21 protein-coding genes and 1 pseudogene are annotated in these 24,287 nt (G+C 69.3%); 11 read left to right on the top strand and 11 right to left on the bottom strand.

Annotated features, from left to right (window positions below; all coding sequences use genetic code 11):
• Positions 1 to 387 precede the first annotated feature (387 nt).
• Positions 388 to 609: a hypothetical protein gene (locus N2652_10765; protein MCX7819666.1), complete on the top strand. Its 222-nt coding sequence runs from the start codon at positions 388 to 390 to the stop codon at positions 607 to 609.
• A 7-nt stretch (positions 610 to 616) separates the two neighbouring features.
• Here the strand turns inward: N2652_10765 and N2652_10760 are convergent, their stop codons facing one another.
• Positions 617 to 1,165 carry a DUF2062 domain-containing protein gene (locus N2652_10760; protein MCX7819665.1) on the bottom strand — a complete coding sequence of 183 codons (549 nt, stop codon included), beginning with the start codon at positions 1,163 to 1,165 and terminating at the stop codon, positions 617 to 619.
• An 86-nt stretch (positions 1,166 to 1,251) separates the two neighbouring features.
• Here N2652_10760 and N2652_10755 point away from each other — a divergent pair, with 86 nt between their 5' ends.
• From N2652_10755 to N2652_10740, 4 genes and pseudogenes are all read left to right on the top strand, one after another.
• Positions 1,252 to 2,052: a rhomboid family intramembrane serine protease gene (locus N2652_10755; protein MCX7819664.1), complete on the top strand. Its 801-nt coding sequence runs from the start codon at positions 1,252 to 1,254 to the stop codon at positions 2,050 to 2,052.
• 77 nt (positions 2,053 to 2,129) lie between these two features.
• Positions 2,130 to 3,038 (top strand): annotated as a pseudogene (era, locus tag N2652_10750) (GTPase Era).
• A 48-nt stretch (positions 3,039 to 3,086) separates the two neighbouring features.
• Positions 3,087 to 4,184, top strand: coding sequence for a glycine cleavage system aminomethyltransferase GcvT (gcvT, locus tag N2652_10745; GenBank protein MCX7819663.1), 1,098 nt, complete (start codon positions 3,087 to 3,089; stop codon positions 4,182 to 4,184).
• The gene (locus N2652_10740) at positions 4,181 to 5,722 is read left to right on the top strand and encodes a PQQ-binding-like beta-propeller repeat protein (GenBank protein MCX7819662.1); all 1,542 of its coding nucleotides are present in this window, start codon (positions 4,181 to 4,183) and stop codon (positions 5,720 to 5,722) included. The genes gcvT and N2652_10740 overlap by 4 nt, the downstream gene beginning before the upstream one ends.
• Before the next feature lie 12 nt (positions 5,723 to 5,734).
• Here N2652_10740 and N2652_10735 read toward each other — a convergent pair whose 3' ends face one another.
• The 5 genes from N2652_10735 to hisF are packed head-to-tail and all read right to left on the bottom strand — an operon-like array spanning position 5,735 to position 9,484.
• The gene (locus N2652_10735) at positions 5,735 to 6,145 is read right to left on the bottom strand and encodes an OsmC family protein (protein ID MCX7819661.1); all 411 of its coding nucleotides are present in this window, start codon (positions 6,143 to 6,145) and stop codon (positions 5,735 to 5,737) included.
• A 3-nt stretch (positions 6,146 to 6,148) separates the two neighbouring features.
• Positions 6,149 to 6,739 carry an aminodeoxychorismate/anthranilate synthase component II gene (locus tag N2652_10730; protein MCX7819660.1) on the bottom strand — a complete coding sequence of 197 codons (591 nt, stop codon included), beginning with the start codon at positions 6,737 to 6,739 and terminating at the stop codon, positions 6,149 to 6,151.
• Positions 6,736 to 8,289, bottom strand: a complete 1,554-nt coding sequence (gene trpE / locus N2652_10725) for an anthranilate synthase component I (GenBank protein MCX7819659.1) — start codon at positions 8,287 to 8,289, stop codon at positions 6,736 to 6,738. The genes N2652_10730 and trpE overlap by 4 nt, the downstream gene beginning before the upstream one ends.
• Positions 8,286 to 8,708 (bottom strand): phosphoribosyl-AMP cyclohydrolase, encoded by a 423-nt coding sequence (locus N2652_10720; protein MCX7819658.1) that lies wholly within the window; start codon positions 8,706 to 8,708, stop codon positions 8,286 to 8,288. Before N2652_10720 ends, trpE begins: the two co-directional genes overlap by 4 nt.
• A gap of 14 nt (positions 8,709 to 8,722) precedes the next feature.
• Entirely contained in the window at positions 8,723 to 9,484 is a 762-nt protein-coding gene (gene hisF, locus N2652_10715) for an imidazole glycerol phosphate synthase subunit HisF (protein ID MCX7819657.1), read from the bottom strand.
• A gap of 209 nt (positions 9,485 to 9,693) precedes the next feature.
• On the opposite strand from hisF, the gene N2652_10710 reads away from it, so the two are divergent.
• From N2652_10710 to N2652_10690, 5 genes are read left to right on the top strand one after another with little or no spacing between them, the layout of a single operon-like run.
• On the top strand, positions 9,694 to 10,686 hold the full coding sequence (locus N2652_10710; protein ID MCX7819656.1) for an ABC transporter permease subunit: 993 nt from the start codon (positions 9,694 to 9,696) through the stop codon (positions 10,684 to 10,686).
• Positions 10,653 to 12,572: a protease modulator HflK gene (locus N2652_10705; protein ID MCX7819655.1), complete on the top strand. Its 1,920-nt coding sequence runs from the start codon at positions 10,653 to 10,655 to the stop codon at positions 12,570 to 12,572. The genes N2652_10710 and N2652_10705 overlap by 34 nt, the downstream gene beginning before the upstream one ends.
• Complete coding sequence (locus tag N2652_10700; protein MCX7819654.1) at positions 12,569 to 13,501, top strand: SPFH domain-containing protein; 933 nt, start codon at positions 12,569 to 12,571, stop codon at positions 13,499 to 13,501. The genes N2652_10705 and N2652_10700 overlap by 4 nt, the downstream gene beginning before the upstream one ends.
• Positions 13,498 to 14,514 (top strand): SPFH domain-containing protein, encoded by a 1,017-nt coding sequence (locus tag N2652_10695; protein MCX7819653.1) that lies wholly within the window; start codon positions 13,498 to 13,500, stop codon positions 14,512 to 14,514. Before N2652_10700 ends, N2652_10695 begins: the two co-directional genes overlap by 4 nt.
• Positions 14,498 to 16,408 carry a cation-translocating P-type ATPase gene (locus N2652_10690; GenBank protein MCX7819652.1) on the top strand — a complete coding sequence of 637 codons (1,911 nt, stop codon included), beginning with the start codon at positions 14,498 to 14,500 and terminating at the stop codon, positions 16,406 to 16,408. Before N2652_10695 ends, N2652_10690 begins: the two co-directional genes overlap by 17 nt.
• On the opposite strand, the gene N2652_10685 is transcribed toward N2652_10690, so the two are convergent.
• The 5 genes from N2652_10685 to N2652_10665 form a co-directional block, all read right to left on the bottom strand.
• Positions 16,402 to 17,427 (bottom strand): hypothetical protein, encoded by a 1,026-nt coding sequence (locus tag N2652_10685; GenBank protein ID MCX7819651.1) that lies wholly within the window; start codon positions 17,425 to 17,427, stop codon positions 16,402 to 16,404. The genes N2652_10690 and N2652_10685 overlap by 7 nt on opposite strands.
• Positions 17,428 to 17,896: 469 nt before the next feature.
• A complete protein-coding gene (locus N2652_10680; GenBank protein MCX7819650.1) occupies positions 17,897 to 18,697 on the bottom strand; it encodes a 3'-5' exonuclease in 801 nt (266 codons plus the stop codon).
• A 98-nt stretch (positions 18,698 to 18,795) separates the two neighbouring features.
• Positions 18,796 to 19,851: a trypsin-like peptidase domain-containing protein gene (locus N2652_10675; protein MCX7819649.1), complete on the bottom strand. Its 1,056-nt coding sequence runs from the start codon at positions 19,849 to 19,851 to the stop codon at positions 18,796 to 18,798.
• Positions 19,852 to 19,912: 61 nt separating this feature from the next.
• Positions 19,913 to 20,860, bottom strand: coding sequence for a PmoA family protein (locus tag N2652_10670; GenBank protein ID MCX7819648.1), 948 nt, complete (start codon positions 20,858 to 20,860; stop codon positions 19,913 to 19,915).
• Entirely contained in the window at positions 20,857 to 21,192 is a 336-nt protein-coding gene (locus N2652_10665) for an MGMT family protein (protein MCX7819647.1), read from the bottom strand. The genes N2652_10670 and N2652_10665 overlap by 4 nt, the downstream gene beginning before the upstream one ends.
• 274 nt (positions 21,193 to 21,466) lie before the next feature.
• On the opposite strand from N2652_10665, the gene alaS reads away from it, so the two are divergent.
• Positions 21,467 to 24,106, top strand: coding sequence for an alanine--tRNA ligase (gene alaS / locus N2652_10660; GenBank protein MCX7819646.1), 2,640 nt, complete (start codon positions 21,467 to 21,469; stop codon positions 24,104 to 24,106).
• Positions 24,107 to 24,287 lie beyond the last annotated feature (181 nt).

The raw sequence follows: 24,287 nt of genomic DNA, 5'->3' as shown, positions 1-24,287 counted from the left end.
CTCTGCTGGGTGGAGGGAAGCGGGCGGTGTATTTCACTCGGCGGGCCGAGCTACAGACTGGGTGGAGGGGATCGGTTTGCCGCGGGGTGTTCGTTGCTGCGGCGCAAGGAGTTCTCCAAATCCTGGGTGGCCGGCGAATTGGGGGTCCAAGGATCGGAGGAATACCCGACCGGTGGCGCGGCAGGCCGGCGGTGTGACAGCGGCGGCTGGGGGGCGAGGGACCAGTGGGGGCTCACAAAGGTTGGGTGGCTTTCTGGAGTGCTGGGGCGGCCAGCCCGGGGGGGTGGGTGGGCGGAGAGCTGGTGTGGTTGGTTGACGGGAGGTTTCCGGCCGAGTACAAGAGCGCCTCCGCCCTCGCGGAGCGGGGCGGCGAGTTGAGGTGTGGGCATGGCGAAGCATTTGACTCAGCGGACGATCCGGAACAAGAACCGCTCCCGGCCGAAGAAGACGCCGGCGGAGCGACGGCGGCGTGAGCGCGTGCAGCGGCGGCGGCTTGTGGCGCTGGGCGTGCCGGAGGAGACAGTCGCGAAGCTCGACGCGCTGACGGTGAGGCGGCTGCTGCGCCATCCGGCGAAGCTCAAGGCCCGGCTCGCCATCGGGGGAGGCTGAAGCGCGCTCAGCGCTGCGCGGTCTCGGCTGTGCTGCCGCGCAGCCGGATGGCCCGGCGACGCCGATGAGCGCGGACAATGGCGAGCGTCAGCCAGTAGGCGGCGATTGCCATCACGCCGCCGACCAGCAGGCTGCCGATCCACATCGCCAACCAAAGGTCCCATCCGATTTTTGCAACGTCCCGCCAGTGGTCAAGGTACGCGTGGAAGTCGCGGCGGGCGATGAGGTCACGCAGCAGGGCCCATCGCTCGAGCAGATCCGCGGCGCACGTGCGCGGAAGGAACTGGGCGCCAATCCAGCACTCGAGACCGTAGATGGGACCGGCGGTGAGCGCATTGGTGATCGCCAGTGGGGGCAGCGCGGCAAGACGATTCGCGTTCAGCAACGAAGCGGCGGCGAGCGCGAGGATGATTTGTACGCCGAGGGTGGGCGTCATCGCAATGAACGTGCCGAGCGCGACGCCCAGCGCGATGCTTTCCGGAGTATCGCGCTGCAGCAGCAGATAGCGGAGCGTATCGCGCCAGGTCCGGCGATCTCTGGGGCGTGGCGACTGCATCGCGACCATTGTAGGGTGCGGCGGGGTGGTCGCAACCGGCGGCACCGGGTTCGGTCTGGTCACGGCGGGCGGTTATCATGGATGTGGTGAGCGAGTTCGATCGAGCTTGGAACTGGGAGCGCGACCGCGGCCGGATTGTCTGGGCGATCGTCGGTGCGACGGTGGCGGCGTATCTCGCTCAGCTGTTCGCATGGCGTGCGGGCGGCGCCGCATGGATTCTTCGCGAGCTGGCGCTGTCGCGCGGAGGCGTCCAGAGCGGCCGGCTCTGGCAGTTCGCGACCTATCAGCTATTGCACGGAAGTCCCGGCCATCTGTTGATGAACATGATCGGGCTTGCGTTGCTCGGGCCGGAGGTCGCACGGGCGCTGGGCCCTGGCCGTTTTGCGGCGCTGTATGCTGGCAGCGGGGTGCTGGGCGGTCTCGGTTACGTGCTGTTGGACCGCCATCCGTGCCTGGGCGCTTCGGGGGCAGTGTTTGGTGTGATGGCCGCATTTGCGACGCTCCACCCCCGCCGGCCGATGATGTTGTTGCTGTTGCCGTTCTTCACACTGCCGGCTTGGCTGATGGTGCTGGGCGTCATGTTGCTCGAACTGGTGTACCTCGTGGAGGGCTTTCAGGGCGGTGTGGCGCACTCGGCGCACCTGGCCGGTGCGCTCGCCGGTGCGGTGTACACGCGAACCGTGGTGGGCGGCACATGGGGGATCGGCGATGGTTTGCGGCGATGGGGGAGGCGGTGGGAGCACCCCCGAGGATGTTCCGACGCGGGCTCGGAGGACGTGGACCGGATCCTCGACAAGGTCGCGCGGGGCGGGCTGCGGGCGCTCACGCGGCGTGAGCGAGAGTTGTTGGAAGCGGCGAGTCGTCGACTGAGGGGGTGGGAGCGATGAACCCAGTTGCGGAGCCGAACGGCGGGGCGCCGCTGGTGGTGCCGACCGAGGGACACGGTGCGGAGGGCGCCGTGCCGATGCGATCGGGTGTTGTTGCGGTGGTGGGCAGGGCGAACGTGGGGAAGTCGTCGCTGGTGAACTCCCTGGTCGGCGAGAAGGTGACGATCGTCAGTCCCGTCGCGCAGACAACTTGGCATCGCATTCGCGCGATCCGCACCGAGGAGCGTGGCCAGATCGTGCTAACGGACACGCCGGGCGTGTTGAAGGCGGAGTCGGAGCTTGGGCGCTGGATTAATCGCACCGCGCGCAAGTCCGCCGAGGGGGCGGATGTGGTGCTGCTGGTTGTGGATGGTTCGCTGCCGCCGCGCGAGGAGGATGAGGGCTGGATGCAGAGGCTCGCCGCGCTGGAGCCGCCGGCGCCGCCGGTGGTGATCGCTCTGAACAAGTGCGATCTCGGCGTTCGGAGCGCGGGGGCGATGCGGGAGAGCTGGGCGCGGGCGGCGGCGGATCGCACTCCGATGCCGCCGGAGCCGGCCTGGGTGGAATGCTCGGCGGTGACCGGAGAGGGCCTGGACCGTTTGCTGGAGCTGCTCTTCGAACGGCTGCCCGTGGGGCCGCCCCTGTTTCCGCCGGATGTGCTCACGGACTTTCCGCAAAAGCTGTTCTTTGCGGACATTATTCGAGAGAAGCTCATCCACCGTCTACGGGATGAGCTGCCACACCGGGTTGCGGTCAGCGTGACGGAGGTACGGGACGGAGCGGATGGAGCTTTGGAGGTGTACGCGGACATCTGGGTGGAGCGCAGCAGCCAGAAGCCGATTGTGATCGGGGAGAAGGGCCGCATGTTGCGGGCGGTGCGGCGCGCGTCGGAGGCGGAGCTGCAGGCGCTCCTGGAGCGGCCGGTCCGGGTGGCGCTCCATGTGGAAGTGCGCGAGAAGTGGACCCGTGACTACTGGCGGTTGAAATCGCTGGGGCTCGACCTCTAGTGCGAACGCACGTCGCGCCCGTCGGGAAGGACCGCTAGACTGACCCGCATGCGCACGCCGCTGTACGAAGAGCATCGCGCGTTGGGCGCTCGGATTGTGGAATTCGCGGGTTGGCAGATGCCGCTGCAGTACACCGGCATTCTCGCGGAGCACCAGAGCGTGCGGACCGCCTGCGGCGTGTTCGACACCTGCCACATGGGAGAGTTCGAGCTGAGCGGTCCATCCGCTGAGGCGGATTTGGAACGCCTATTGACGATGCGGATCAGCACGCTCGCGGTCGGGCAGTGCCGATATGGTTACCTGCTGCGTGATGACGGCGGCGTGCTCGATGATCTGACCTGTTATCGGCTGGCACCGGATCGCTTCTGGCTCATCGTGAATGCGGGTCCGCGCGCCTCGGACTGGCAGTGGATTTGCGCGCGGGTCTCCGCGGGCACCCGATTGCGTGACCGGTCAGGCGAGCTGGGCAAGCTGGATGTGCAAGGGCCCGCCGCGTGGCGTGTGCTGGCGGCGGCGCTCGGCCGTGCGGCGCCACCGTTGAAATACTTTCGTCTGACAGAGACCGAGTGGGAGGGGCGGCCGATGGTGATCAGTCGCACGGGCTACACGGGCGAGTGGGGCTATGAGGTTTATCTGCCGGCGGAAGCGACCGTGGAGCTCTGGCGGCGCCTGCTGGCCGGGGGAGCCTCGCCGGCCGGGTTGGGCGCGCGTGACACGCTGCGCCTGGAAATGGGCTATCCGTTGTACGGTCACGAGCTCTCGGTGGAGCAGACGCCGGTGGCCGCCTCGCGTGGCGCGTTTGTGGATCTTGGGAAGGAGTTCATTGGTCGGGAGGCGGTCCGACGCGACCTGGAACGGGGCTGCAATCGGTATCTAACGGGGCTGCGGTTCCACGGGCGACGCGCCGCTCGGGCGGGCGCGGCGGTGTGTGTGGGTGAGCGCGCTGCCGGCAGGGTGACCAGCGGCGCGTTTGCGCCGAGCCTCGGGGTCGGGGTGGCTTTGGCCTATCTCGACGCCGATCTCACCGAAGAGGGTCGCGAGGTTGAGGTCGTGAGTGAGCGCACACGGTTGCCGGCGACCGTGACCGCGCCGCCGTTTTGGACGGCGGGGACCGCCCGTGCGGCGCAGCCGCCGGGAGGCGCATGAAGGCCATCGGCCGGTCCGCAGGCGGGCGGAGACGCGTGGCGGCGCCGGTGGTGATCGCGCTGGCGGTCGGCATGCGGACGCCCGCCGCTGCGGCGCAGTGGGGCGAGCGATGGACGCGCAACATGGTCTCATCCGCGACCAATCTACCGGCGGCGTTTCGGGTCGATTCGCCGGAGGATGTCGCCTGGGTGGCGGAGCTCGGCCACGAGACGTACGGGTCTCCGATTGTCGCCGGCGGACGGGTGTTGGTCGGCACAAACAACCGGCGGCCGCGTGACGCGCGCCGGGTTGGCGACCGTGGTGTGTTGATGTGTTTTGACGAGGCGGATGGTCGGCTGCTCTGGCAGCTGGTCACGCCGAAGCGGACGGGCGACGTGTATCTGGACTGGCCCGGCGCGGGTCTTTGTTCGCCGCCGACCGTCGAGGGCGATCGACTGTGGGTACTGGACAACCGTGGCGAGTTGCTGTGTCTGGACGCCGCGGGGCTGGCGAATGGCAATGACGGGCCGTTCACCGAGGAGGCGGCGCTGCTGACACCGGAGGGAGAGGAGCCGGTGCCGCTGGGCGGGCTCGATGCGGACGTGATCTGGCGGCTGGATTTGAAGGTGGCGGCGGGCATTTACACGCATGACGCGGGGCACGCGTCGGTGCTGCTGGTGGGGGATGTCGCGTATCTGAACACCTGCAACGGGGTGGACAACACTCACCGGCGGATCCGCCACCCCGAAGCGGCGACGCTGATCGCGGTGGACGCGCGCACTGGCCGGCTGCTCGCGAGGGACGGAGAACGCATCGGCCCCCGGATCGTACACTGCCAGTGGTCCTCGCCGGCGATGATGGAGCTGGCAGGACGGCCGCATCTGGTGTTCGGCGGTGCCGATGCGGTGGTGTACATGTTCGAAGCGCTCCCATCGCCGCCGCCCGAGTCTGCGCCGGTGGTGTTGCGCTGCGTTGCGCGGCTCGATCTGGACCCGGGGACGGCGAAGGAGCGTGCCTGCGAATGGAACGGGCGACGCGAGGCGGGCGGCCCCTCCACCATTCACGGGATGCCGGTGTGCGTGGCGGGTGCGATTTTCGTCACGGTGGGTGGCGACCGTTGGTGGGGCAAGCGAGAGGCGTGGTTGGTGCGTGTCGAGCCGAGTGTGGAGAACGGAGAAATTCAGCTGCGCGAGCGATGGCGGTATCCGCTGGTTCGGCACTGTCTCTCGACGCCGGCCGTGCTCGCGGGCCTGGTGTTTGTGCCGGACAGCAGCGGCCGCCTTCACGCGGTGGATGCGGCGACGGGGGAGGGGGTGTGGGTCCGCGAGCTGGATGGTGAGGTCTCGGGCTCGCCCCTGGTCGCCGATGGTCGCGTGTACGTCGGGACGCATCGCGGCACGCTGTACGCATGGTCGGCGGACCGCGCAGGCCGGGCGCTGGGTGAGACGCGGCTCGACAGTGCGATCTGGGGCACGCCGGCGGCGGCGCACGGGCGGCTGTATGTGGCGACGATGCGGCGCCTCTACGCGGTGCGCGGGCCTCGGGAGGCGGCACGCTGAGTCGGGGGGTGCTCAGCCGCGCGGCCAGTGGAAGGTGATGTCCGTGCGGAGCTCCGGGTGCAAACTGCGGGCGACCGGGCAGCCGCGGGCGAGGTTCTCCAGTTCTCTCCGGTCGGCCGGTGCCAGCGCGATCGGCATGTGCAGACGCACCTGGATTTGGGTGATCCGGCGGGGCGGCCCGCCCATGATTTTCAAAACTTCCGCACGGCTGCCCGTCAGGTCCCATCCACGTTCGCGCGCGTAGATGCCGAGCATGGTCAGCATGCAGCTGCCGAGCGCGGTGGCGACCAGATCGGTGGGGGAGAAGCGCTCCGCGCGCCCGTGGTTATCCGCGGGCGCATCGGTTTCGATGCGGCTGCCGGAGGGACCATGCGTCGCTTCGCACCGGAGATTGCCCAGGTAGCTGACGGTGATCGGGACCATCGTTCAACCTCCCGAGGACGTCGTGCGGACGGGGATTTCGAGGAAGTTCTTCAAAATACGCTTGCCGTCCTTGGTCAGAATGGACTCGGGGTGGAACTGGACGCCGTACACTGGCCATTCGACGTGCTGGACGGCCATGATCTCGCCTTCGTCGGTCTCGCCAGTGATACGCAGGCAAGAGGGCAGAGAGGACCGTTCGATCAGCAACGAGTGGTACCGCGTGGCCTCGAACGGCTCAGGGAGGCCGGCGAGAATGCCTTCGCCGCGATGGTGAATCCACGAGGTTTTGCCGTGCATCAACCGGGCGGCGCGAACGATCCGGCCGCCGAAGACCTGGCCGATGCACTGGTGGCCGAGGCACACGCCGAGAATTGGCACGCGGCCGGCCAGCCGGCGGATCGCTTCGCAGGAGATACCGGCGTCGTCAGGGGAGCCGGGGCCGGGGCTGATGATCAGCCGCTCCGGTGCCAGTGCCAGAAGTCCGGCGGCGTCGATCGCGTCGTTGCGCAGCACGCGCGGATGTGCACCGAGTTCGGCGAGGTACTGAACGAGGTTCCAGGTGAACGAGTCGTAGTTGTCGATGACGAGGATCATGGGAGGCTCTCTCCGGCCGCGAACCGCTGCGCGAGCGCCAGCGCGTGCAGCATCGCCCGGGCCTTGTTCCGGGTCTCCTCGTACTCCCGCACCGGGTCCGAATCCGCGACGATGCCGGCGCCGGCCTGCACATAGGCTCGGCCTTCATCGAGGATGATGGTGCGGATCGTGATGCAGGAATCGAGGTTGCCGTCGAAGCCGAAATAGCCCACCGCGCCCGCGTAGGGTCCGCGGCGCGAGCGCTCGAGGTCCGCGATGATTTCCATCGCGCGGATTTTGGGTGCGCCGGTGACGGTGCCGGCGGGAAACGTCGCGCGCATCAGGTCGTAGACGTTGTGGTCCGCCGCCAGACGTCCGGTGACGTCCGACACGATGTGCATCACATGGCTGTAGCGTTCCACCGTCATCAGTTCCGGTACCCGAACCGACCCGGGCTCACAGACGCGCCCCAGGTCGTTGCGGGCCAGGTCCACCAGCATGATGTGCTCGGCCCGTTCTTTCGGGTCGGCGAGCAGCTCGCGCTCAAGCCGCGCATCCTCCTCCGGCGACGCGGCGCGGGGACGGGTGCCGGCGATCGGGCGGATCGTGGCGTTTCCGCCGATGCAGCGGACGTGCACCTCCGGCGAACTGCCGATCATTGCGCTCTCGCCCAGATCGAGCAGGAACATGTACGGCGAGGGGTTGATCCATCGCAGCGCGCGGTAGACATCGAGCGAATCGCCGGCGAAGGCCGTTTCGAAACGCTGTGAGAGCACGACTTGAATGATGTCGCCGGCGCGGATGTGATCCTGTGCGCGGCGGACGGACTCCTCGAACTCGTCACGGGACATCGTCGAGCGGGGCTCGGGGACCGTCGTGGCGGCGGTGACATCGGTCAGGCGTTTCTCGCCGGGCTCGCGCAGGGCGGCGGCGAGCGATTCAATGGTCGCCGCGGCTTGGTCGTAGGCGCGGTCGGCGCCTTCTGTGGTGTCGGCGTTCGCGAGGATGCGGAGGCTGTGCCGGGCGCGGTCGAAGACCAGCAGCGCATCGGTGATCATGAACACCATGTCTGGCGCGCGCAGCGCCTGGTCCTCGCGCACCGGCACGCGTGGCTCAAAGACGCGGATGAGATCGTAGCCGAGAAACCCGACCGCGCCGCCGACGAACGGCGGCAGCGACGGATCCCCAACCGGTCGGTAGCGCGCCATCAGTCCCTGCAGCGCGTCGAGCGGATCACCCTCCGGCAGTTCGAGGCTGGATCCATCGGGATGCTGCACGCGGACGCGCCGGCCCCACGCGCGAACGATCGCGCGGGGTGCGCCGCCGATGAACGAATAGCGCCCCACCCGTTCGCCTCCCTCCACGCTTTCGAGCAGGAACGTGTGGGAGGCGTGGTCGCGCTGCCGCAGCACCCTCCGCACCCGGGCGTAGGCGGAAAGCGGCGTCTCCTCATCGGCGAGCAGTTCGACCCAGACGGGCACGAGGGTGCCGCGCGCCGCGCGTTCGCGAAACTCCCGCGGGCCGGGGTGCAACCGCAGGCCACCGCTGAGCGTAGGGCCGATGTCGCTCATGGATCGAGATTCTCCAGTTCGCCGGTGGCGGGGTTCAGCCGGCGGTAGAAGCAGCTCGAGCGCGGTCGCCCCTCGGCGTTGCGCGTGTGGCAGATGCCGCCGCGGCGCGGCCGCACGCGATACAGCAGCGAGTTCTGTTCGCAGTTCACGCGGACCTCGAGGAGCTCAAAAGTTTCGCCCGAAGTCGCCCCTTTTTCCCAGAGCTCGTTGCGAGATGTGCTCCAGAGCACAAGGCGGCCCGTGGCCACCGCGCGGCGGAATGCGGTTTCGTTGGTGTAGGCCACCAGCAGCACCTCGCCGCTGTCGGCGTGCTGCACGGCGACGGGCAGCAGCCCATCGCATCGTGCGGCGGCGGCCGCCAGTTTCGAGAAGTCGAGCGAGAGGGTCCGCCCCTCTTCGAGTTCGTGCGAGCTGTGCATTGGCCGCCCTCGGTTCACAGTCGTACCTCAATGCCGGCTGCGCGCATTGCGCGTTTCACCTCTGTGATGGAGTACCGGCCGAAATGGAAGATCGAGGCGGCGAGCACCGCGTCGGCGCCGCCGCGCGTGACCGCCTCGATGAGGTGTTCGGGGCCGCCGGCGCCACCCGAGGCGATCACCGGGACCGGCACCGCGTCTGCGATCGCGCGCGTCAGCTCAAGGTCGTAGCCGTCCGCGGTGCCGTCGCGGTCCATGCTGGTGAGCAGAATTTCCCCGGCGCCGCGCCGGACACCTTCGCGGGCCCACTCCACCGCATCGCGGCCGGTTCGCCGGCGGCCGCCGTGGGTGACGACCTCCCAACCGTCGCCCTGTTCGCGCCGCCGCGCGTCAATCGCCAGCACGATGCACTGGCGGCCGAAACGTTCCGCTCCCTCCGTGATCAGCTCCGGTCGGGCCACCGCGGCGGTGTTCAGCGATACCTTGTCCGCGCCCGCCTGCAGCAGCCGGCGGATATCGGCGACGGTTCGGATGCCCCCTCCCACTGTCAGGGGCATGAAGACGTGTTGCGCGACCGCGCGGACGACGTCCACGATCGTGTCGCGCTGCTCGTGGGAGGCGGTGATGTCCAGAAAGGTGAGTTCGTCGGCTCCCTGCGCTTCGTAGGCGCGGGCGCATTCGACGGGGTCGCCCGCGTCGCGAAGCGCGACGAACCGGACGCCCTTCACCACTCGTCCGCGGTCCACGTCTAGGCATGGGATGATGCGTTTGGCCAGCATGTCGGTCCCGAAAAACGCGGAACCCCGGGACCGCCCCGGGGTTCGATCGCGTCGACGCGCGCATCAACCGCGAACCCGGGCCGGTCCGCCGGCCCACCAACCTTCACGCTGCGGATGACGCGCGATCCTCATGTTCACAGCCTACCGCGGCATCGTGTGCGCTTCAACTCCGCGGCACCTGTTCTGCGAGCGCGTCGCCAGCGAGGGCGGTGGCGATTATGCTGGTGGGGATGCGCGCGGCGATTCAGGCGGGTTGGGCGGTGGCGGCGGCGACGCGCCGCGAGATCGCGCGACAGCCACTCACGCTGTTGCTGACCACCACCGCGGTGGTGGGCTGTGCGCTGATGCCGCTGCTGACAACGCATACGCTGGACGAGGGCGAGAAGATCGTCGCTGATAGCGTGCTTGCGCTCCATCTGTTTTTGGGATTGTGGCTGGCCGGCACGTCGGCCTGCCATTCGCTGACGCGGGAGCTGCAGCGCGGCACCGCGGCCACGGTGTTGAGCAAGCCGGTCGGGCGCGGCACGTTTGTGGTGGGCAAATTCGCGGGGGTGGCGGGCGGGATGCTCATGTTTTCGCTCACGATTGCACCGGCGACGATGATGGCGGCGCGGGTGATGGCGGTGCCGTTTTTCTGGGACTGGGGGGGCGAAGTACCGCTGTTGTTGACCGCGCCGGTGGCGTGGTTACTGGCGGCGGGATGGAACTATTTGACGCGACGGCCCTTCGTCGCGGATGCGGGCTGGTTTTTGACCGCGGCAGTTTGGGTCGCGTTCTGGGTGGGTGGTGGCCGGCCGCGGGAGGGTGTAGCGCCGACACGGGTCGGAGAGTTCTACTCGGTGCCGATGATTGGGGCGAACGTGCTGATCGCGATCGCGCTACTGGTTCTCGCCGCGATCGCGCTCATGTTTGCGACGCGGCTGGACGTCGTACCGACGATGGCGCTGACCGGCGCGGTGTTTCTGGCGGGTTTGATGAGCGACTATCTGTTCGGCCGGCTGGCGGCGACGCGGCGCTGGGCGGCGGCAGTGTACGCGCTGGTACCCAACTGGCAACATTTCTGGATGGCGGACGCGGTGAACCTTGGCGTGCCGGTGCCACTGCGGTATGTGGCGATGGCGACAGCGTATGCGGCGCTGTACGTGAGCGGGGTTTTGGCGATCGGCACATGGCTGCTGCGTTCCGCGGAAGTGAAGTGCTGATGCAGCGGTCGGGCGAACGCGCGGCGTTGGCGGCGATGGTGTTGAGTCTTGCGGCCGCAGCGGCGTCGGCGCCGGCCGCCGGCGGTGGGATGGGGCCGCCCACGCTGTACCTTTACCTCTGGACGGTCGGAACCTGCGCGCTGGTTGCGGTGCGGCTGTATCTGGCGCGGCGGGTGCGGGAGGAGGCGGAAGAGCTGCGGATGGCAGCCGTGCGGCCGGAGGCGGCGCTGTTTGCGCCTGCGGCTGCGGACGCCGGCGCGGGCGGCTTTGCGCGGAGCGCCGCTGTGTTTGAGAGGTGGGTGGTGCCGTGGGCGACGCCGGTGCTGGGGGCGGTCGCGTTGGTTGGTGCGGTGCAGGGGTGGCGGGGTTTGCCGGCCGGCGGTGAGGGTGGAGAGGGATCCCGGTGGCTGGTGGCGGCCGGCCGGGAGAGCGGAGCGGCGTTCCTGTTGCTTGTCGCGGCGCGCTACTATCTGTCGGCCGCGGCCGGGCCCGGTCTTGCGCTGCTGCGGGGTGTGGGCGTGGTGCTTGGGGCGGCGGCGATCGGCGCGGGGATGGCCGCTGGCGCCGCGCTCGCGCACTGGGCTGGCTTGGATCGGGTGGCGGTGCTGGGCTGGCGCGTGCTGGCGGTGTGGACCGGCGCGCTGGGCGCGGAGCAGTGGGTGCGGACGCTCTTGGAGCTCTACCGGCCCCGCCGAGCGGACGAATCGCCGTCGGCGCCCTACGAGAGTGCCTTCGTTCGATGGATCCTTTCGCCGGCCTCATGGTGGCGCGCCGCGGCGGAGTCGGTGGACTACCAGTTCGGTTTCGAGTTTTCCCGCACGCGGGCGGCGCGAGGAATTGCGCGTGCGCTGGCGCCGCTGGTCGCCGTTCAGGCGGCGGTTCTGTATGGATGGAGCGGCGTGGCGATCCTCGGACCGGAAGAGGAAGGCGTGCGGGAGCGGCTGGGCCGGCCGTTGCCGGAGCCCGAGGGCCTGGTGGGGCCGGGGTGGCACTGGACCTGGCCCTGGCCCTTCGAGACGATTCGCCGTGCGCCTGTTCGACGGCTGCAGCGTCTGACCATCGGCTACGAGGGGGACGAGGGGGGGATTGCTGAAATGCTGTGGACGCGCGCGCACTATCGGCGGGAGGACCTCTTTTTGAGTGGCGCGCGCGCTCTGGCCGGGACCAATGCGCCTGCGGCCGCGCCGGTGGGGGTGCTGGCGGTGAACATCCCGGTGGAATACCGGATCACGAACGTGGTGCGGTATCTCTATGGTGCGGCGGACCCGCACGCGGCGATCAGAGCCGTGGCGACGCGCGCGGTCACCGCGGAGCTGGCGGGACGGGATGTGATGCACGTGCTGGGGGCGGGGCAGGCGGAGTTTGGCCGCACGGTGGCGGAGCGGCTGCGTCGTGAAGTGGGACGTCTGAATCTGGGTATCGAGGTGACGTTCGTCGGTCTGCGGGACGTTCACCCGCCGGTGGAGGTGGCGGAGGCGTTTGAGGATGTCGTGGCGGCGATGGAGCGACGCGAGGCGGCGGTGCTGCGGGCGCGGGGAGAGGCGGCCCGCATGGAGGCGGTGGCCCGCGCTGCTGCCGAGGGCCGACGGCTGGCGGCGATGGCGGAACGCGGGCGCCGTTCTGTGGTCGCGGCTGCTGAAGCGGAGCGGTTTCGGGCGCGGCAGGCGGCTGCGGCCGCCAGTCCGGTGGTATATGCCGGCCGCGCGGCGCTGGACGCGGTAGTCGCCGCGCTGCAGCGGCCCCGACTCTATCTGATCGCTGCGGCGGCGGGCCGCGAGGTGGTGCAGCTGAATCTGGAGCCGAAGGTGTCCTCCGTGTTGTGGGACATCGGCGTGCTGACGAACCGCTCGCCCGCGGGGGTGCGGGCGGAGGAGGTCGTGCGATGAGTGCGACGGCACCGACTGGGCCGGGCGGGCAGCGGCTGACCGCCGTGCTGATGATCGGCGCGGCGGTGCTGCTGCTGATGACGCAGGTCTTGCTGATCGTGCGGGAGGGTGAGGTCGCAGTGGTGACGACGTTCGGCCGGGTCGCGTCGGCGCCACTCACTCGTCCCGGGCTGCATCGTCGATGGCCGTGGCCGGTGCAGACGGTGCACCGTTTCGATGCCCGGGCACAGGTTTGGGAAGGCGCGTTGGAGCAGACTTTGACGCGGGACGGGCGCCCGGTGATGGTTTCGCTGTATGCGATCTGGCGCGTTGCCGAACCGGTGAAGTTTCTGGAGCGGGTGGGCACGTTTGAGCGCGCGCGGCGGAACCTGAATGGGCTGCTTGGTCACTGGCGCAACGCGGTGATCGGACGGCATGCGTTTGAGGCGTTGGTCCACCCGGAGCCGACCGAGCTGAAGCTGGAAGCGATCGAGTCCGAGATCGCAGCGGCCGCCGCGCCCGAGGCGCTGGAGCGGTATGGAATCGAGTTGACCGCGGTCGGAGTTCGCTCGCTGGGGCTGCCGCCCGCGATTCTGGAACGGGTTTACGAGCGTATGCGGGCGGAGCGCGCCGCGCTCGCAGAAACCTACCGTGCGGAAGGTGATGCGGAGGCGGCTCGGCTTCGCGCGGAGGCGGAGTCGCGACGGGAGCAGATGCTCGCCGAGGCCGACGCGGACGCGCTGCGACTGCGCGCGGAGGGTGACGCGGCCGCCGCGGACGCATACCGCGTTTTTGAGCAGGATCCAGAGTTGGCTCTGTTCCTCCGTAAGCTTCAGGCGTTTGAACAGACGCTCGGGCGCCGCGCGACGGTGATCCTCGGCACCGAGACGCCGCCGTTCGACCTGTTTGTGACACGGCCCGGCGCCGCCGCGCCGGCTTCGGGCAAGTGAGTGCGACCGGGCCATGGGTGGGTACAACGGCGGGCGCCTCGCCGTGGGCGGATGCGCTGGCGCTGGCTGCGCGGATCGTTCGGGGTGTGCTCTTCGCGCTGCTGCCGCTGTATGCGGCCTCCGGGTTGCATTTCATTCAGCCGCACGAGCGCGCGGTGGTTCGGCTGTTCGGCCGGGTCCGCGGGGACACCTGGGGGCCGGGCGCGCACTGGACGCTGCCCCGGCCGTTTGCGGAAGTGATCCGACTGGAAGCGGCGCGGCCGCGGCCGCTGACGATCGGCACGCCGCCCATCGCGGAGGATGCTCGCCGCGCCGACGAAGAGCTCTGGCGCGACGGCGTGCTCACTGCGCGAGCGAACCTGATCCGCTCGAGGTGGACCGCGTGGTATTTGATCGAGGATCCGGTGATGTGGGTGACCGCGGCGCAATCGCCGACCGCGGTGATCTCGAATGAGCTGAAGGCCGCGGTCGTGCGCGCGACGGCGGGCATGGAGTTGGATGCGGTGCTGCGGACCCGCATCGAGACGCTGCGCGGCCGGATCGAGGAGGAGGTTGCGCGAAGGGTCGCCGCGCGGCGCATCGGTGTTCGAATCGAGCGGGTGGAGGCCGTTGAGCTGGGGCCCCCCGCGGCAGTGGCGGCGGCATTTGACGATGTGACGCGGGCGGCGCAGGAGCGGGCGTCGAGGGTGGAAGAAGCGCGGCGCAGCGCGGCCCGGCTTGTCCACGAGGCCGCTGCGGAGGCGGCGCGTCGCCGTGCGGCGGCGGCGGCCGCGCGTGACCGCGAGCTGGCTGCGATCCGCGCAGACGCGGCGGTGTTCCGGCAGTTGCTGCCCCGGGTGAAGGAGAACCGGGAAGTGGTGTTGACCGCCCTGTGGCAGGACAGCGTTCGGCGCGCTCTGGCGGCCGTCGCGGAGATCTATGTGTTGCGGCCCCGGACCGACGGTTCGCAGGAGCTCCGACTTTGGCTGGCGCCGGAACTGCCGGGCGCGGAGGACCATGCAGACGTCCCATAGAGAGCGAGCCGACGGCGGCGGCGCCGGCCGCGGTCTACTGGGCTGGGTGATTGTGGCCGCCGCGTTTGTCGGAACGGGCTATCTGGCGCCGGCGATCCACCCCCCCAGTGCGGCGGCGGCCGAGGTCGCTGCCGCGGTGGGTGCGGTGATGCTCGCGCTGCCGATTCTGCGGACCGCTGCCGCGGACCTGCGTGCCGGGCATGTGCATCTGGATGGGCTGGTTGCGATCGCGGTGCTCGCGGCGCTGGCCCGCGGGGATCCGAAATCAGCCGGGGTGATCGCGCTGCTCATGCTGCTATCTACCGTGATCGAGACCCGGACCGCGGTCGGCGCGCACCGTGCGATCGAGGGACTGGTGCGACTGACGCCGACCACCGCGCGGCGGCGCCGCCCGGAGGGCGGTGAGGAGGAGGTGCCCGCGCATGAGCTGCGGCCGGGCGACCGTGTGCTGTTGCGTCCGGGTGATCTGGTGCCGGCGGACGGGCGGATCATCGCGGGCCGGACGGCGATTCAGGAGGCCACGATCACCGGCGAGCCGTTGCCGGCGGACAAGGCGGACGGCGACGAGGTGTTTGCCGGCACGCAGAATCTCACCGGCGCGGTCGAGATCGAGGTGACGCGGGTCGGTCCGGACACGACGCTGGGGCGGGTGCGCGAGATGATCCTTCAGGCTGAGCGGACGCGGCTGCCCTTCGCGATGTTGATTGACCGCTACGTGGGTCACTACACGCCGCTGGTGCTGGCGCTGGCCGCGGTGACGTGGTTTTTCACGGACGACTGGGACCGGGTGGTGGCGATGCTGGTGTTTGCGTGTCCGTGTGCGCTGGTGCTGGCGACACCGACCGCGATGGTTGCCGCGCTCGCCGCGGCGGCACGGTCCGGCATTCTGGTGAGGAACGTCGTGCATCTCGAGGCGGTGGGCCGGACCGATGCGGTGGTGTTCGACAAGACGGGCACGCTCACGGCCGGCGAACCGGAGGTGGTGCGGTTGGCGCCGGCGGAGGGGGTGGCGCCGTCGGAGCTGCTGGCGGCGGCCGCGGCCGCGGAGCGCGGCAGCCAGCATCCGGTGGCGGTGGCGATCGCACGGCTGGCGCGCGAGGCGGGCGTCGCCGTGCGGGAACCGGAGGAGTGTATGGAGGAGGCCGGGCGCGGTGTGCGGGCGCGGGTGGAGGGGCGGTCGATCATGTGCGGCCGCGCGGAGTGGCTGTGCGATGCGGGGGTGGTGGCGGCGGCTGACGGCGAGCAGGCCGCGGCCGGTCATCTCAGCGTGGTGCACGTTGCGGTAGACGGGCGTTACTTGGGGTGGATCGGGTTGGAGGACCGGCTGCGGCCGGGCGCGCGAGAGGCGGTCCGCCGGTTGCGCGAACTCAACATTCAGCGAATTGCGATGGTCACTGGCGACCGGGAGCGGGCGGCGCGCAAGGTGGCTGAGGCGATCGAGTGTTCAGAGTACCGCGCCGGTTGTCTGCCGGCGGCGAAGGTCGAGTTTGTGAGCCGGTTGCGCGCCGAAGGCCGCCGTGTGGCGGTGGTGGGGGATGGGGTGAACGACGCACCCGCGCTGGCCGCGGGCGACACCGGTATTGCGATGGGAGCGGCGGGCAGCGACGTCGCGCTTCACACCGCGGACATCGCGCTGATGGCCGATGACCTTCGACGGGTGCCGCGGCTGATCGAATTGTCACGATACGCGACACGAGTCGTCGCGCAGAACATCGGTGTCGGGGTGGTTTTTATCGTTGGCGGCATGGCGCTGGCGGCCGCCGGCGGTGTCCCGCCGATCGCCGCGGCGCTATTGCACAACGTCGGTTCGCTGATGGTGGTGTTCAACAGCGGCCGTTTGATGCGGTTCGGCGAGCAGGAGGTTGCCGCTGCCCCCCCCGCGCGCGCTCACTGACGCGTCGCGGCCTCTCGCTCCGCATCGCGCCGTGCACGCTCGATCAGGCGTTGCCGGGCCGCATCCGGCAATGTTCCACTGCGCTGCGCATACTCCACCGCGGCCGCGCGGTCGCGGCGGTACCAATCCCAGACGATCTGTTCCTCCGCTGCCGCGCGGCGTCGGGGGTCGGTGATGAGCGGTACCCATGCCAGCCCTTCCGCGATGTCGCGGCGGGCCAGGGACACCGCCCGCTCAGCGCGCACGCGGTCGAGCAGCGGCGAGGGTGGTTGCTCCCGAAGCCATGTGATGCACGCGTCGGGGTCGTACTGCAGCCAGCGATGCAGAATGCGGTCCAAAATTCGGCCGTCCTGTTGCTCGGCCGGAAGATCCAGGAACCATCCGACCGCTCCGGCCGGATCCACTCGTGCCCAGGATTCGCCCAGCTCGATTCTCGCCGAGAGGGTCTGGCCCGAGGCTCCGAGTCGTTCCATCCATGCCCGTGCGCCGAGCGGGTCGTATCGTGCCCAGTGGTCGATCACGCGGTCCACCGCCAACTGTCGCAGATCGCCGTCCGGCAGCGCTTCCACGAAGGCGACAGTGGCGGCGGGATCGCGGCCGAAGACGGTCCAGATGATCGAACCGGCCTCGCCGCCGAAACGCGATGGATCGAGCTGCGCGGCGAACCGGAGAGCGGTGTGCGTCTCCGCCTGCATCGCGCCCTCGAAGACTTCGCGCAATCGGTGAGGGGGGGCGGTGCCGTCCGCACCGGCACTGACATGAGCGAAGGCTGCGGAGGGATCGACCGAGGCCCATCCGAGCATCACCTGGCGCCGCAGCTCGTGTCGGCGAATCGGCTCGCTGACGCTGGCAGCCCACGCGAGCGCGGCGGCGGGGTCAAGCTGTCCCCAGCGCCGCGCCAGCAGGTTTTCCGCGCCGCTGCGGCGCGGGCCGGCGGGCCATCGTTCGACCGCGCCAAGCGCGATGCGGACCTCTTCTTCCGTGAGGTGCGCGGCCGCGCCCGCATATGTCGGGCCCACGCCCTCTTCCGGCGCGGCGACCGCTCGCCGGAAAAAAACGTCCAATGCGGGGGAGATCTCTGCGCGGTTTTCGGTGGTACTGGGGGAGTTTTGCGCTGGGGCTGTCGCGTCGGTCTGCGTTGGAGCGGGCGGCGCCGTGGGGCGTGGAAGAAGCAGGGGGCGCTGTTCGTGAGAGGGCGTGGACGAAGAGGTCGCGGGAACGTTCCCCCTGGGTACCTCCGGCGTCCGCGGAGGCCACCAGCGCCCAACCGCGAATCCCAACCCAGCGGCCGCGACTGTGACCATCACCATCAGCGGGGTGGGGACGTGGCGGGGCGGCCGCGAGCCCGCTGGAGGCGGCGACTTCACTGCCGCAGGCATCGCTCGCTCTTCGCTTCGCGGTGACACTGGCCCAACCCTTCGTTTCTCCGCAGTTTGCATTGGGGCGGCCACGGCTGGCGGAGTCCGATCAGGCGGATAGGTGCGAGAGCTACGGCGGTGTTCGGCGCGGAGCCCTTCCTTCGAGAGCGTCCTGCACCCACGCCCTCACGTCCGGCGCGAACTCCTGGCGCAACATCCACTTGAGATAGTCTCTTCCGGGGCCGGAAGAGTCATTGGCCAGCTCACGCAAGGTCCGGCCCTTGAAGCGACCGAACGTCAGAACTAGTTCGCCTTCGGGGGTCCAGCGCAGCTTGCCTTCGAGGTCCGCCGCGTCGGTGTTGGTGGGAAAACACCATTCGCTCAGAGCGGGGACCTCCCGGGGCAGATCCTCGTAGCGTTCGATCTGTCGCTCGAGGACGCGCAATGTCATCTCGGCGTCGGCCAGCGCGCCATGCGCGCCGACGTGTTCGACGCCGACGTAGAAGCGGGCCGCTGCAGACAGCGTCCGCGGTTCCTTCATGTGGAAGATGCGCTGGGCGTCTACCAATCGACGCCCTTCGAGGGAGAACTGCCGGTTCGCGCGCCGGAACTCGGCCCGCAAGAGGGGGACGTCGAAGCGGGCGATGTTGAAGCCGGCGAGGTCTGCATCGCGGAACCAGCGCTCAACCTCTTCAGCGCGTTGTTCGAACGGCGGGCAGTTCCGGACGTCTTCGTCACGAATCCCGTGCACCGCGGTTGCGGCCGGGGGAATCGGTATGCCGGGATGGAAGCGAAACTCCCGTGCCGAACGCGAGCCGTCCGGCTCCAGGCGAATCACGGCGAGGTCAATGATGCGGTCGCTGCCGGGGTCGGTGCCGGTCGCTTCGATGTCGAACACGACGAGCGCGCGCTCGAGCCGGAGAGGAAACATGGTTTCATCCTACGGTTGGCTGCGGTGGATGGACAAGCGCAACCGCGAAGTTCGCCGTCCGCCGGCCCGGCGAGGATTGCGGGCTGCAGGCGCGCCGATCAGCGGTACGGCGGATCCTCTGCCCGCTCGCGAAAACGGCGAACGGCGAGCGCGGCGGCTGTACCGAGCAATGAGAGCAGTATCGTCTGCGGTTCCGGGATTCCCGCGACGTTGTCGATCCAATTGGAGTATGCGGGGATGTGAATGCCGCCCAGGCCGGAGCCGAAGGTGGGGGCGTTGGTGGTGCCCATGCTGAAGGTGAAGGTGTTCACACTGACGATCTTCGGGATGGTGCCGTCCCAGATGAAGCCGGGGCCGCCGGAGTCTCCGCCGCCGAAGGTGGTTTCCAGACGGTTGCCAACGGTGACGCCGCCGACGAAACCGGTATTCACGCCGTTTGGCCAGTCGAAATCACCATACCAGACTTCGAACACCGTGTTGGTGCCTTCGTCATCCCAGCTCCAGACGCCGTCGACAAAGTTGGTGCCGGCGCGCTTCACCACGTAGCTGGGGGCCACCGTGTATCCGATGTTGCCGTAGCCGGACCAGCCATAACCGACAACGGTGATGGCCGTCTGATAGACCAGCGAGGTTCGCACGATATCGTAGGTAGGCACACCGGCCGGCAAGGGGGAGGACAACTGAATGATCGCGAGGTCGTCGTTGAGATTGACCATGTGGCCGTTGTAGGCCGGGTGCAGGTGCAGGGCGGAGGCGGTGACGATGTGACTGGGGCTGCCCCCGTAATTCAGCCAGAACTGCACATTGGAGGGGGTCGTATCGGGCGTGCCGTTCCCGTCGATGTCGAGCACGTGGGCAGCGGTGAGAATGTGGGTGGGTGTCAACGGCGTCCCAGTTCCGATGTAAGTGTTGGCACCCACCTGCACCCGGACACTGCCCACGCCCGCGTACAGTGAGGACACCGTGTTTGGATCCACGCGCGAGGCTGGCGACTCAGCGGGAGAGACATTCGAGCTTCCGGCGACCACCATCAGATTGACCCGGCCCGCGTCGCCGGGGGGGGCGTTCACGAGGGGGGTTTGAGCCTCAGCGAGGAGAGCACCCACCAGGCAGACTGCCGCAGCGGCGGCTTGTCCGATCTGCAGTCGCTTCATGATCACCTCCGAGCAGCCTCATCGGCTGCACTATACACCCAATTTGCGGGCATGCGACCGCTCACGGAGCCACCGCAGCGGCCGACCACGCACGCCAGCGGGACTCCACGGCGGCGGGTTCCGGCACGCCGCGCGTCACGACCACGCACCAGCGGAACCTCAGCGAGCTACCGGCGGGGATGCGCTGTGGTGCCGGCTGCTCCGAAAGCCGGAAGCTTTTTCGCGCGATCGGGTTGGCGGCCAACAGCCCGTAGGTCCGAACATGCCAGCCGTTCGGATGGCCGGGGTTGGACGGATGATCAAACATCAGGATGGAGACCGGTGCGCCACTGTGTATACCCGATGCGCGGCACCAGCGGGCGCGGCGCCCCCACGCTGCGCTGCCGGTGTCGCCTTCGGAATTGATCAGCGTGCCATGCCCCGGCGGATCGCACTGGAGCGCGGTGGCCACACGCAGCGCGAACAATCCCTCTTTGGTGTCACCGAGTTCGATGTCGCCAGACGGTGTGAACAGTCGCCAGTCCAGCTCCACCGACACCGAGCCGTCCGCCTGCCTCCGGAAGACCCATGCGCGCGTGTCGGCGGCGACGAGTGAGCCCGCGGCGACCCAGTGGTTACTCGTCACGAGGCGGCCGGTTGCGTCGTTTCGCTCGAGGATGGCGGCCTGCTGGATGCGCTCGCCGTTCCGGCACGACCAGAAGTCGTGGCCGTTCACCTCGCCGTGACCGAGCCAGAGACCGCGGTGATGGGGGTGGTCATGAGATTCGCCGGGCACCGTCGCGAAGGGGTACTCGCGGAGCACATTCGTGCCGGTCGGGCCCACGAGGGGGTACACGCAGGGCGACGGGGGTTCCGCGAAGCGGTATACCGCGAAGCGTTCGGCGCCGGCCAGAATGCGTAGTGCGGATTCCGCCTGCTCAAAACGGATGGCGCACTGGAGTGAATCGGCCGCACCCGCAGACCACCCGGCCAGCGCAAGCAGCGCAATCTTTTCCGCGATACGTCTCACGGCGGTGAGCTCCCACGGTCGACCGACGAGATACCGCGCTGCGGCCTCAGATGGGCGAGCTCGACGAGCCGGTTGGGATCGGCCAGCCGTCCGCGGCGGAAGGTCACACCCTCGCGGCGCAGCAGAGCGAGCTTTCGCCGGAGCGCGGCGCCGTGCTGCTGGCCGGCGAATCCGCCCGCCCGGCCGTCGCTGGCGATGACGCGGTGGCAGGGGACATGGGGCGCGAAGGGATTGCGTCGCAGGGCCTGTCCGACGGCGCGTGGACTTGCACAGCCGGCCGCCCGGGCGACCTGCGCATAGGTTGCGACGCGGCCGCGCGGAATCCGCCTCACCACCGCGTACACGAGGGCCTGAAACTCGGTCAAGAGGGGGTGGGAGAGGGTGCGCGCTGTGGCGGGCTTCTGCGTCACGGTCCGACGCTAAAGAAACGGGCGATCGGCGTCAAGGAGGTCTGGGTGGGGAACCCATGGGGTACACCGATCGCCCATTCAAACTACGTGCAATTCGACGGCGTGCAAGTGCGACGATGGGCGCGGCGCGCGGTTTGGGCGGGCGCACGGTCCCGTGTATGATCCTGCGCCCGTTGGCGAACGTGGAGACGGCAGTATGAAGACATCGCGCGAGATTCGTCGGTCGTTTCTCGAGTTTTTCCGGTCGAAGGGGCACGCGATCGTGCCGAGTTCGCCGGTGGTGCTCCCGGCCGATCCGACGCTGCTGTTCACCAACGCCGGGATGAACCAGTTCAAGGACATTTTTCTGGGGGGGCGCGAGCCGACCGACCGGCGAGTTGCGAACACGCAGAAGTGCATTCGGGTCAGCGGCAAGCACAACGATCTGGAGGAGGTGGGGCGCGACACCTATCACCACACCTTTTTCGAGATGCTCGGCAACTGGTCGTTCGGCGACTACTACAAGCGTGAGGCGATCGCGTGGGCGTGGGAACTGCTGACGGGCGTGTGGGGGCTGCCGCGCGCGCGGCTGTGGGCGACGGTGTACCGGGAGGACGACGAGGCGGCGGCGCTGTGGCGGGAGGTGACGGACATCGATCCTTCACACGTGCTGCGGTTCGGCGAGAAGGACAACTTCTGGGAGATGGGCGATACCGGTCCCTGCGGGCCGTGCTCGGAGATTCATTTTGACCGCACGCCGGGCGGCGCTGGTCCGGAGATGGTGAACGCGGGCTCGCCGGACGTGATCGAAGTTTGGAACCTCGTGTTCATCCAGTTCAACCGGCGGGCGGACGGCCGGCTGGAGGAGCTTCCGAGCAAGCATGTGGATACGGGGATGGGCTTCGAGCGAATCACCGCGGTGCTGCAGGGAAAGCATTCGAACTACGACACGGACATTTTCGCGCCGCTGATCGGCTGGCTGCGCGAACGCAGCGGTCGGGAGTACGAGGGCGAGAACGCGGTCGCGATGCGGGTGATCGCCGACCATGTGCGGGCGCTCGCGTTCGCGATTGCGGACGGCGTGATTCCGTCGAACGAGGGCCGCGGCTACGTGCTGCGCCGACTGCTGCGGCGGGCGGCGCGGTTCGGGCGTCGGCTCGGCTTTCGCGAGCCGTTTCTCGGGGAGCTGGTGCCGGTGCTGGAGGGGGTGATGGGCGACACGTTTCCAGAACTGGGCGCTCGGCGGGACACCATCCGCCGGGTGCTGCGGGCGGAGGAGGAGTCGTTTGAAGCCACGCTCGACCGGGGGTTGGAGCTCTTCGAGGCGGCCGCGGCGGCCGCACGCCGCGATGGCGGGACGGTGTTTCCCGGCTCGGAGGCGTTCAAGCTGTACGACACCTACGGGTTTCCGATTGATCTGACGCGGCTGATGGCGGCCGAACGTGGCCTGACGGTGGACGAGGCTGGCTTCGAGCGGGAAATGGCGGTGCAGCGCGAGCGGGCACGCGCCGCGCGCCGCGCCGCGTTGGAGGGGGGGGCAGGCGACCGCATCGCCGCGCTTGCGGCGGCGGGCCTGACGAGCCGGTTTGTCGGCTACGAGCGGCTGGAGGCGGAGGCGACCGTCACCGCGGTGTTGGGAGCCGAGGGGCGGATCGGCGCTCTGGAGGAGGGGCAAACCGGCGAGGTGCTGCTGGACGTGACGCCGTTCTACGGCGAGGCGGGAGGGCAGATCGGGGACCGCGGCCGGCTGGAGAGCGCGGACGGTGTCTTTGAGGTGCTCGACACGCAGAAGCCGGCGGAGGGCGTGATCCTGCATCGGGGCCGGGTGGTTCGCGGTCGGATTGGGGAGGGGGCCCGGGTGCGGGCGGCGGTGGACGAACGCCGGCGGCGGGCGACGATGCGGCACCACACCGGCACGCACCTGCTCAACGCGGCGCTCCGCCGGCTGGTGGGGCAAGAGGTGAAACAGGCGGGATCGTGGGTGGGGCCGGAGCGGTTGCGCTTTGACTTCACCTGGTTTGAGGCGGTGCCGCCCGAAACGCTGCGGCAGATCGAAGAAACGGTGAACCTCTGGATTCTCGACGACCGGCCGGTGACGACCGTCGAGATGCCGCTGAAGGACGTCGCCGGCACGGACATCGTCGCCGTGTTTGACGACCGGTACGGCGAGGTGGTGCGGGTGGTGAGCGTGGAGGGGGTCTCTCGGGAACTGTGCGGGGGCACGCATGCGCGGCGGACCGGGGAGCTGGGCCTCTTCCGGATCGAGTCGGAGGGTTCGGTGGCGTCGGGAATCCGCCGCATCGAAGCGCTGTGCGGGCAGGCAGCCTGGGCGGCGGCGCGGGAGGACCGGGAGCGAGTGGAGCGCCTGAGTCGGGCGCTGAGTGCGAACCCTGCGGAGGTGGTGGATCGTGTCGCGGCGTTGCTGGCCGAGCATCGCGAGCTGCAGAAGGCGATGCGGGCGGCCGCCGCCGCGGCGGTACAGTCGCGGGCGGAGGCGTTGCTGGCGGCCGCGGTGGAGGTGGGTGGTGCGATGCTGATTCATGGCTACCTCGGCGAGGCGTCGCCGGACGCGTTGAAGCAGGCGGCCGACGCGCTCGCGGTGCGTCGGCCGGACGCGGTGATCGCGCTTGGCTCGTCGAACGAAGGCAAGGCGGCGTTCGCGGTGGTGGTGCCCGAGGTGCTGGTGGCGCGGGGGGTTCATGCGGGCCGGCTGGCGGGTGCGATCGCGAAGCTGGCCGGCGGTGGCGGCGGCGGACGTCCTGAGCGTGCGCAGGCCGGGGGACGCGACGGCACCAGGGCCGCAGCGGCGGTTGCTGCGGCGCCCGAGTTTTTGCGGCAGGCGCTGGCAGGCGGCTGACCGCGGTGGCGGGCCCACGAGGGCCAGTCATGTGCGGCCGCTGCGGCGGCGTGCGCATCTCAGGCCGCGCCGCGAACGCGCGAGCCCAACGGAGCGATGCGAACACGCCCCAACCCTTCGGCGATGGCGTCGCACCACGGTGCCGGTGATCTTGCAGAGTCTGGAGGCCAGCGGATGAGCT

It is taken from the genome of Kiritimatiellia bacterium (assembly GCA_026417735.1).
In the GTDB taxonomy this organism is placed as follows: Bacteria; Verrucomicrobiota; Kiritimatiellia; order PWTM01; family PWTM01; genus CAACVY01.
The sequence above is the reverse complement of the archived record's forward strand: the minus strand, read 5'-3'. Positions and strand labels throughout refer to the sequence as shown.

Bases quoted from the DNA above. Each gene is read 5' to 3' on its own strand.
- N2652_10730 (MCX7819660.1), bottom strand. From the start codon at position 6,739: ATGATCCTCGTCATCGACAACTACGACTCGTTCACCTGGAACCTCGTT.
- alaS (MCX7819646.1), top strand. From the start codon at position 21,467: ATGAAGACATCGCGCGAGATTCGTCGGTCGTTTCTCGAGTTTTTCCGG.
- N2652_10735 (MCX7819661.1), bottom strand. From the start codon at position 6,145: ATGGTCCCGATCACCGTCAGCTACCTGGGCAATCTCCGGTGCGAAGCG.
- trpE (MCX7819659.1), bottom strand. From the start codon at position 8,289: ATGAGCGACATCGGCCCTACGCTCAGCGGTGGCCTGCGGTTGCACCCC.
- N2652_10675 (MCX7819649.1), bottom strand. From the start codon at position 19,851: ATGAAGCGACTGCAGATCGGACAAGCCGCCGCTGCGGCAGTCTGCCTG.
- N2652_10680 (MCX7819650.1), bottom strand. From the start codon at position 18,697: ATGTTTCCTCTCCGGCTCGAGCGCGCGCTCGTCGTGTTCGACATCGAA.
- N2652_10765 (MCX7819666.1), top strand. From the start codon at position 388: ATGGCGAAGCATTTGACTCAGCGGACGATCCGGAACAAGAACCGCTCC.
- gcvT (MCX7819663.1), top strand. From the start codon at position 3,087: ATGCGCACGCCGCTGTACGAAGAGCATCGCGCGTTGGGCGCTCGGATT.
- N2652_10720 (MCX7819658.1), bottom strand. From the start codon at position 8,708: ATGCACAGCTCGCACGAACTCGAAGAGGGGCGGACCCTCTCGCTCGAC.
- N2652_10705 (MCX7819655.1), top strand. From the start codon at position 10,653: ATGGCTGCTGCGTTCCGCGGAAGTGAAGTGCTGATGCAGCGGTCGGGC.
- N2652_10700 (MCX7819654.1), top strand. From the start codon at position 12,569: ATGAGTGCGACGGCACCGACTGGGCCGGGCGGGCAGCGGCTGACCGCC.
- N2652_10690 (MCX7819652.1), top strand. From the start codon at position 14,498: ATGCAGACGTCCCATAGAGAGCGAGCCGACGGCGGCGGCGCCGGCCGC.
- N2652_10760 (MCX7819665.1), bottom strand. From the start codon at position 1,165: ATGCAGTCGCCACGCCCCAGAGATCGCCGGACCTGGCGCGATACGCTC.
- N2652_10740 (MCX7819662.1), top strand. From the start codon at position 4,181: ATGAAGGCCATCGGCCGGTCCGCAGGCGGGCGGAGACGCGTGGCGGCG.
- hisF (MCX7819657.1), bottom strand. From the start codon at position 9,484: ATGCTGGCCAAACGCATCATCCCATGCCTAGACGTGGACCGCGGACGA.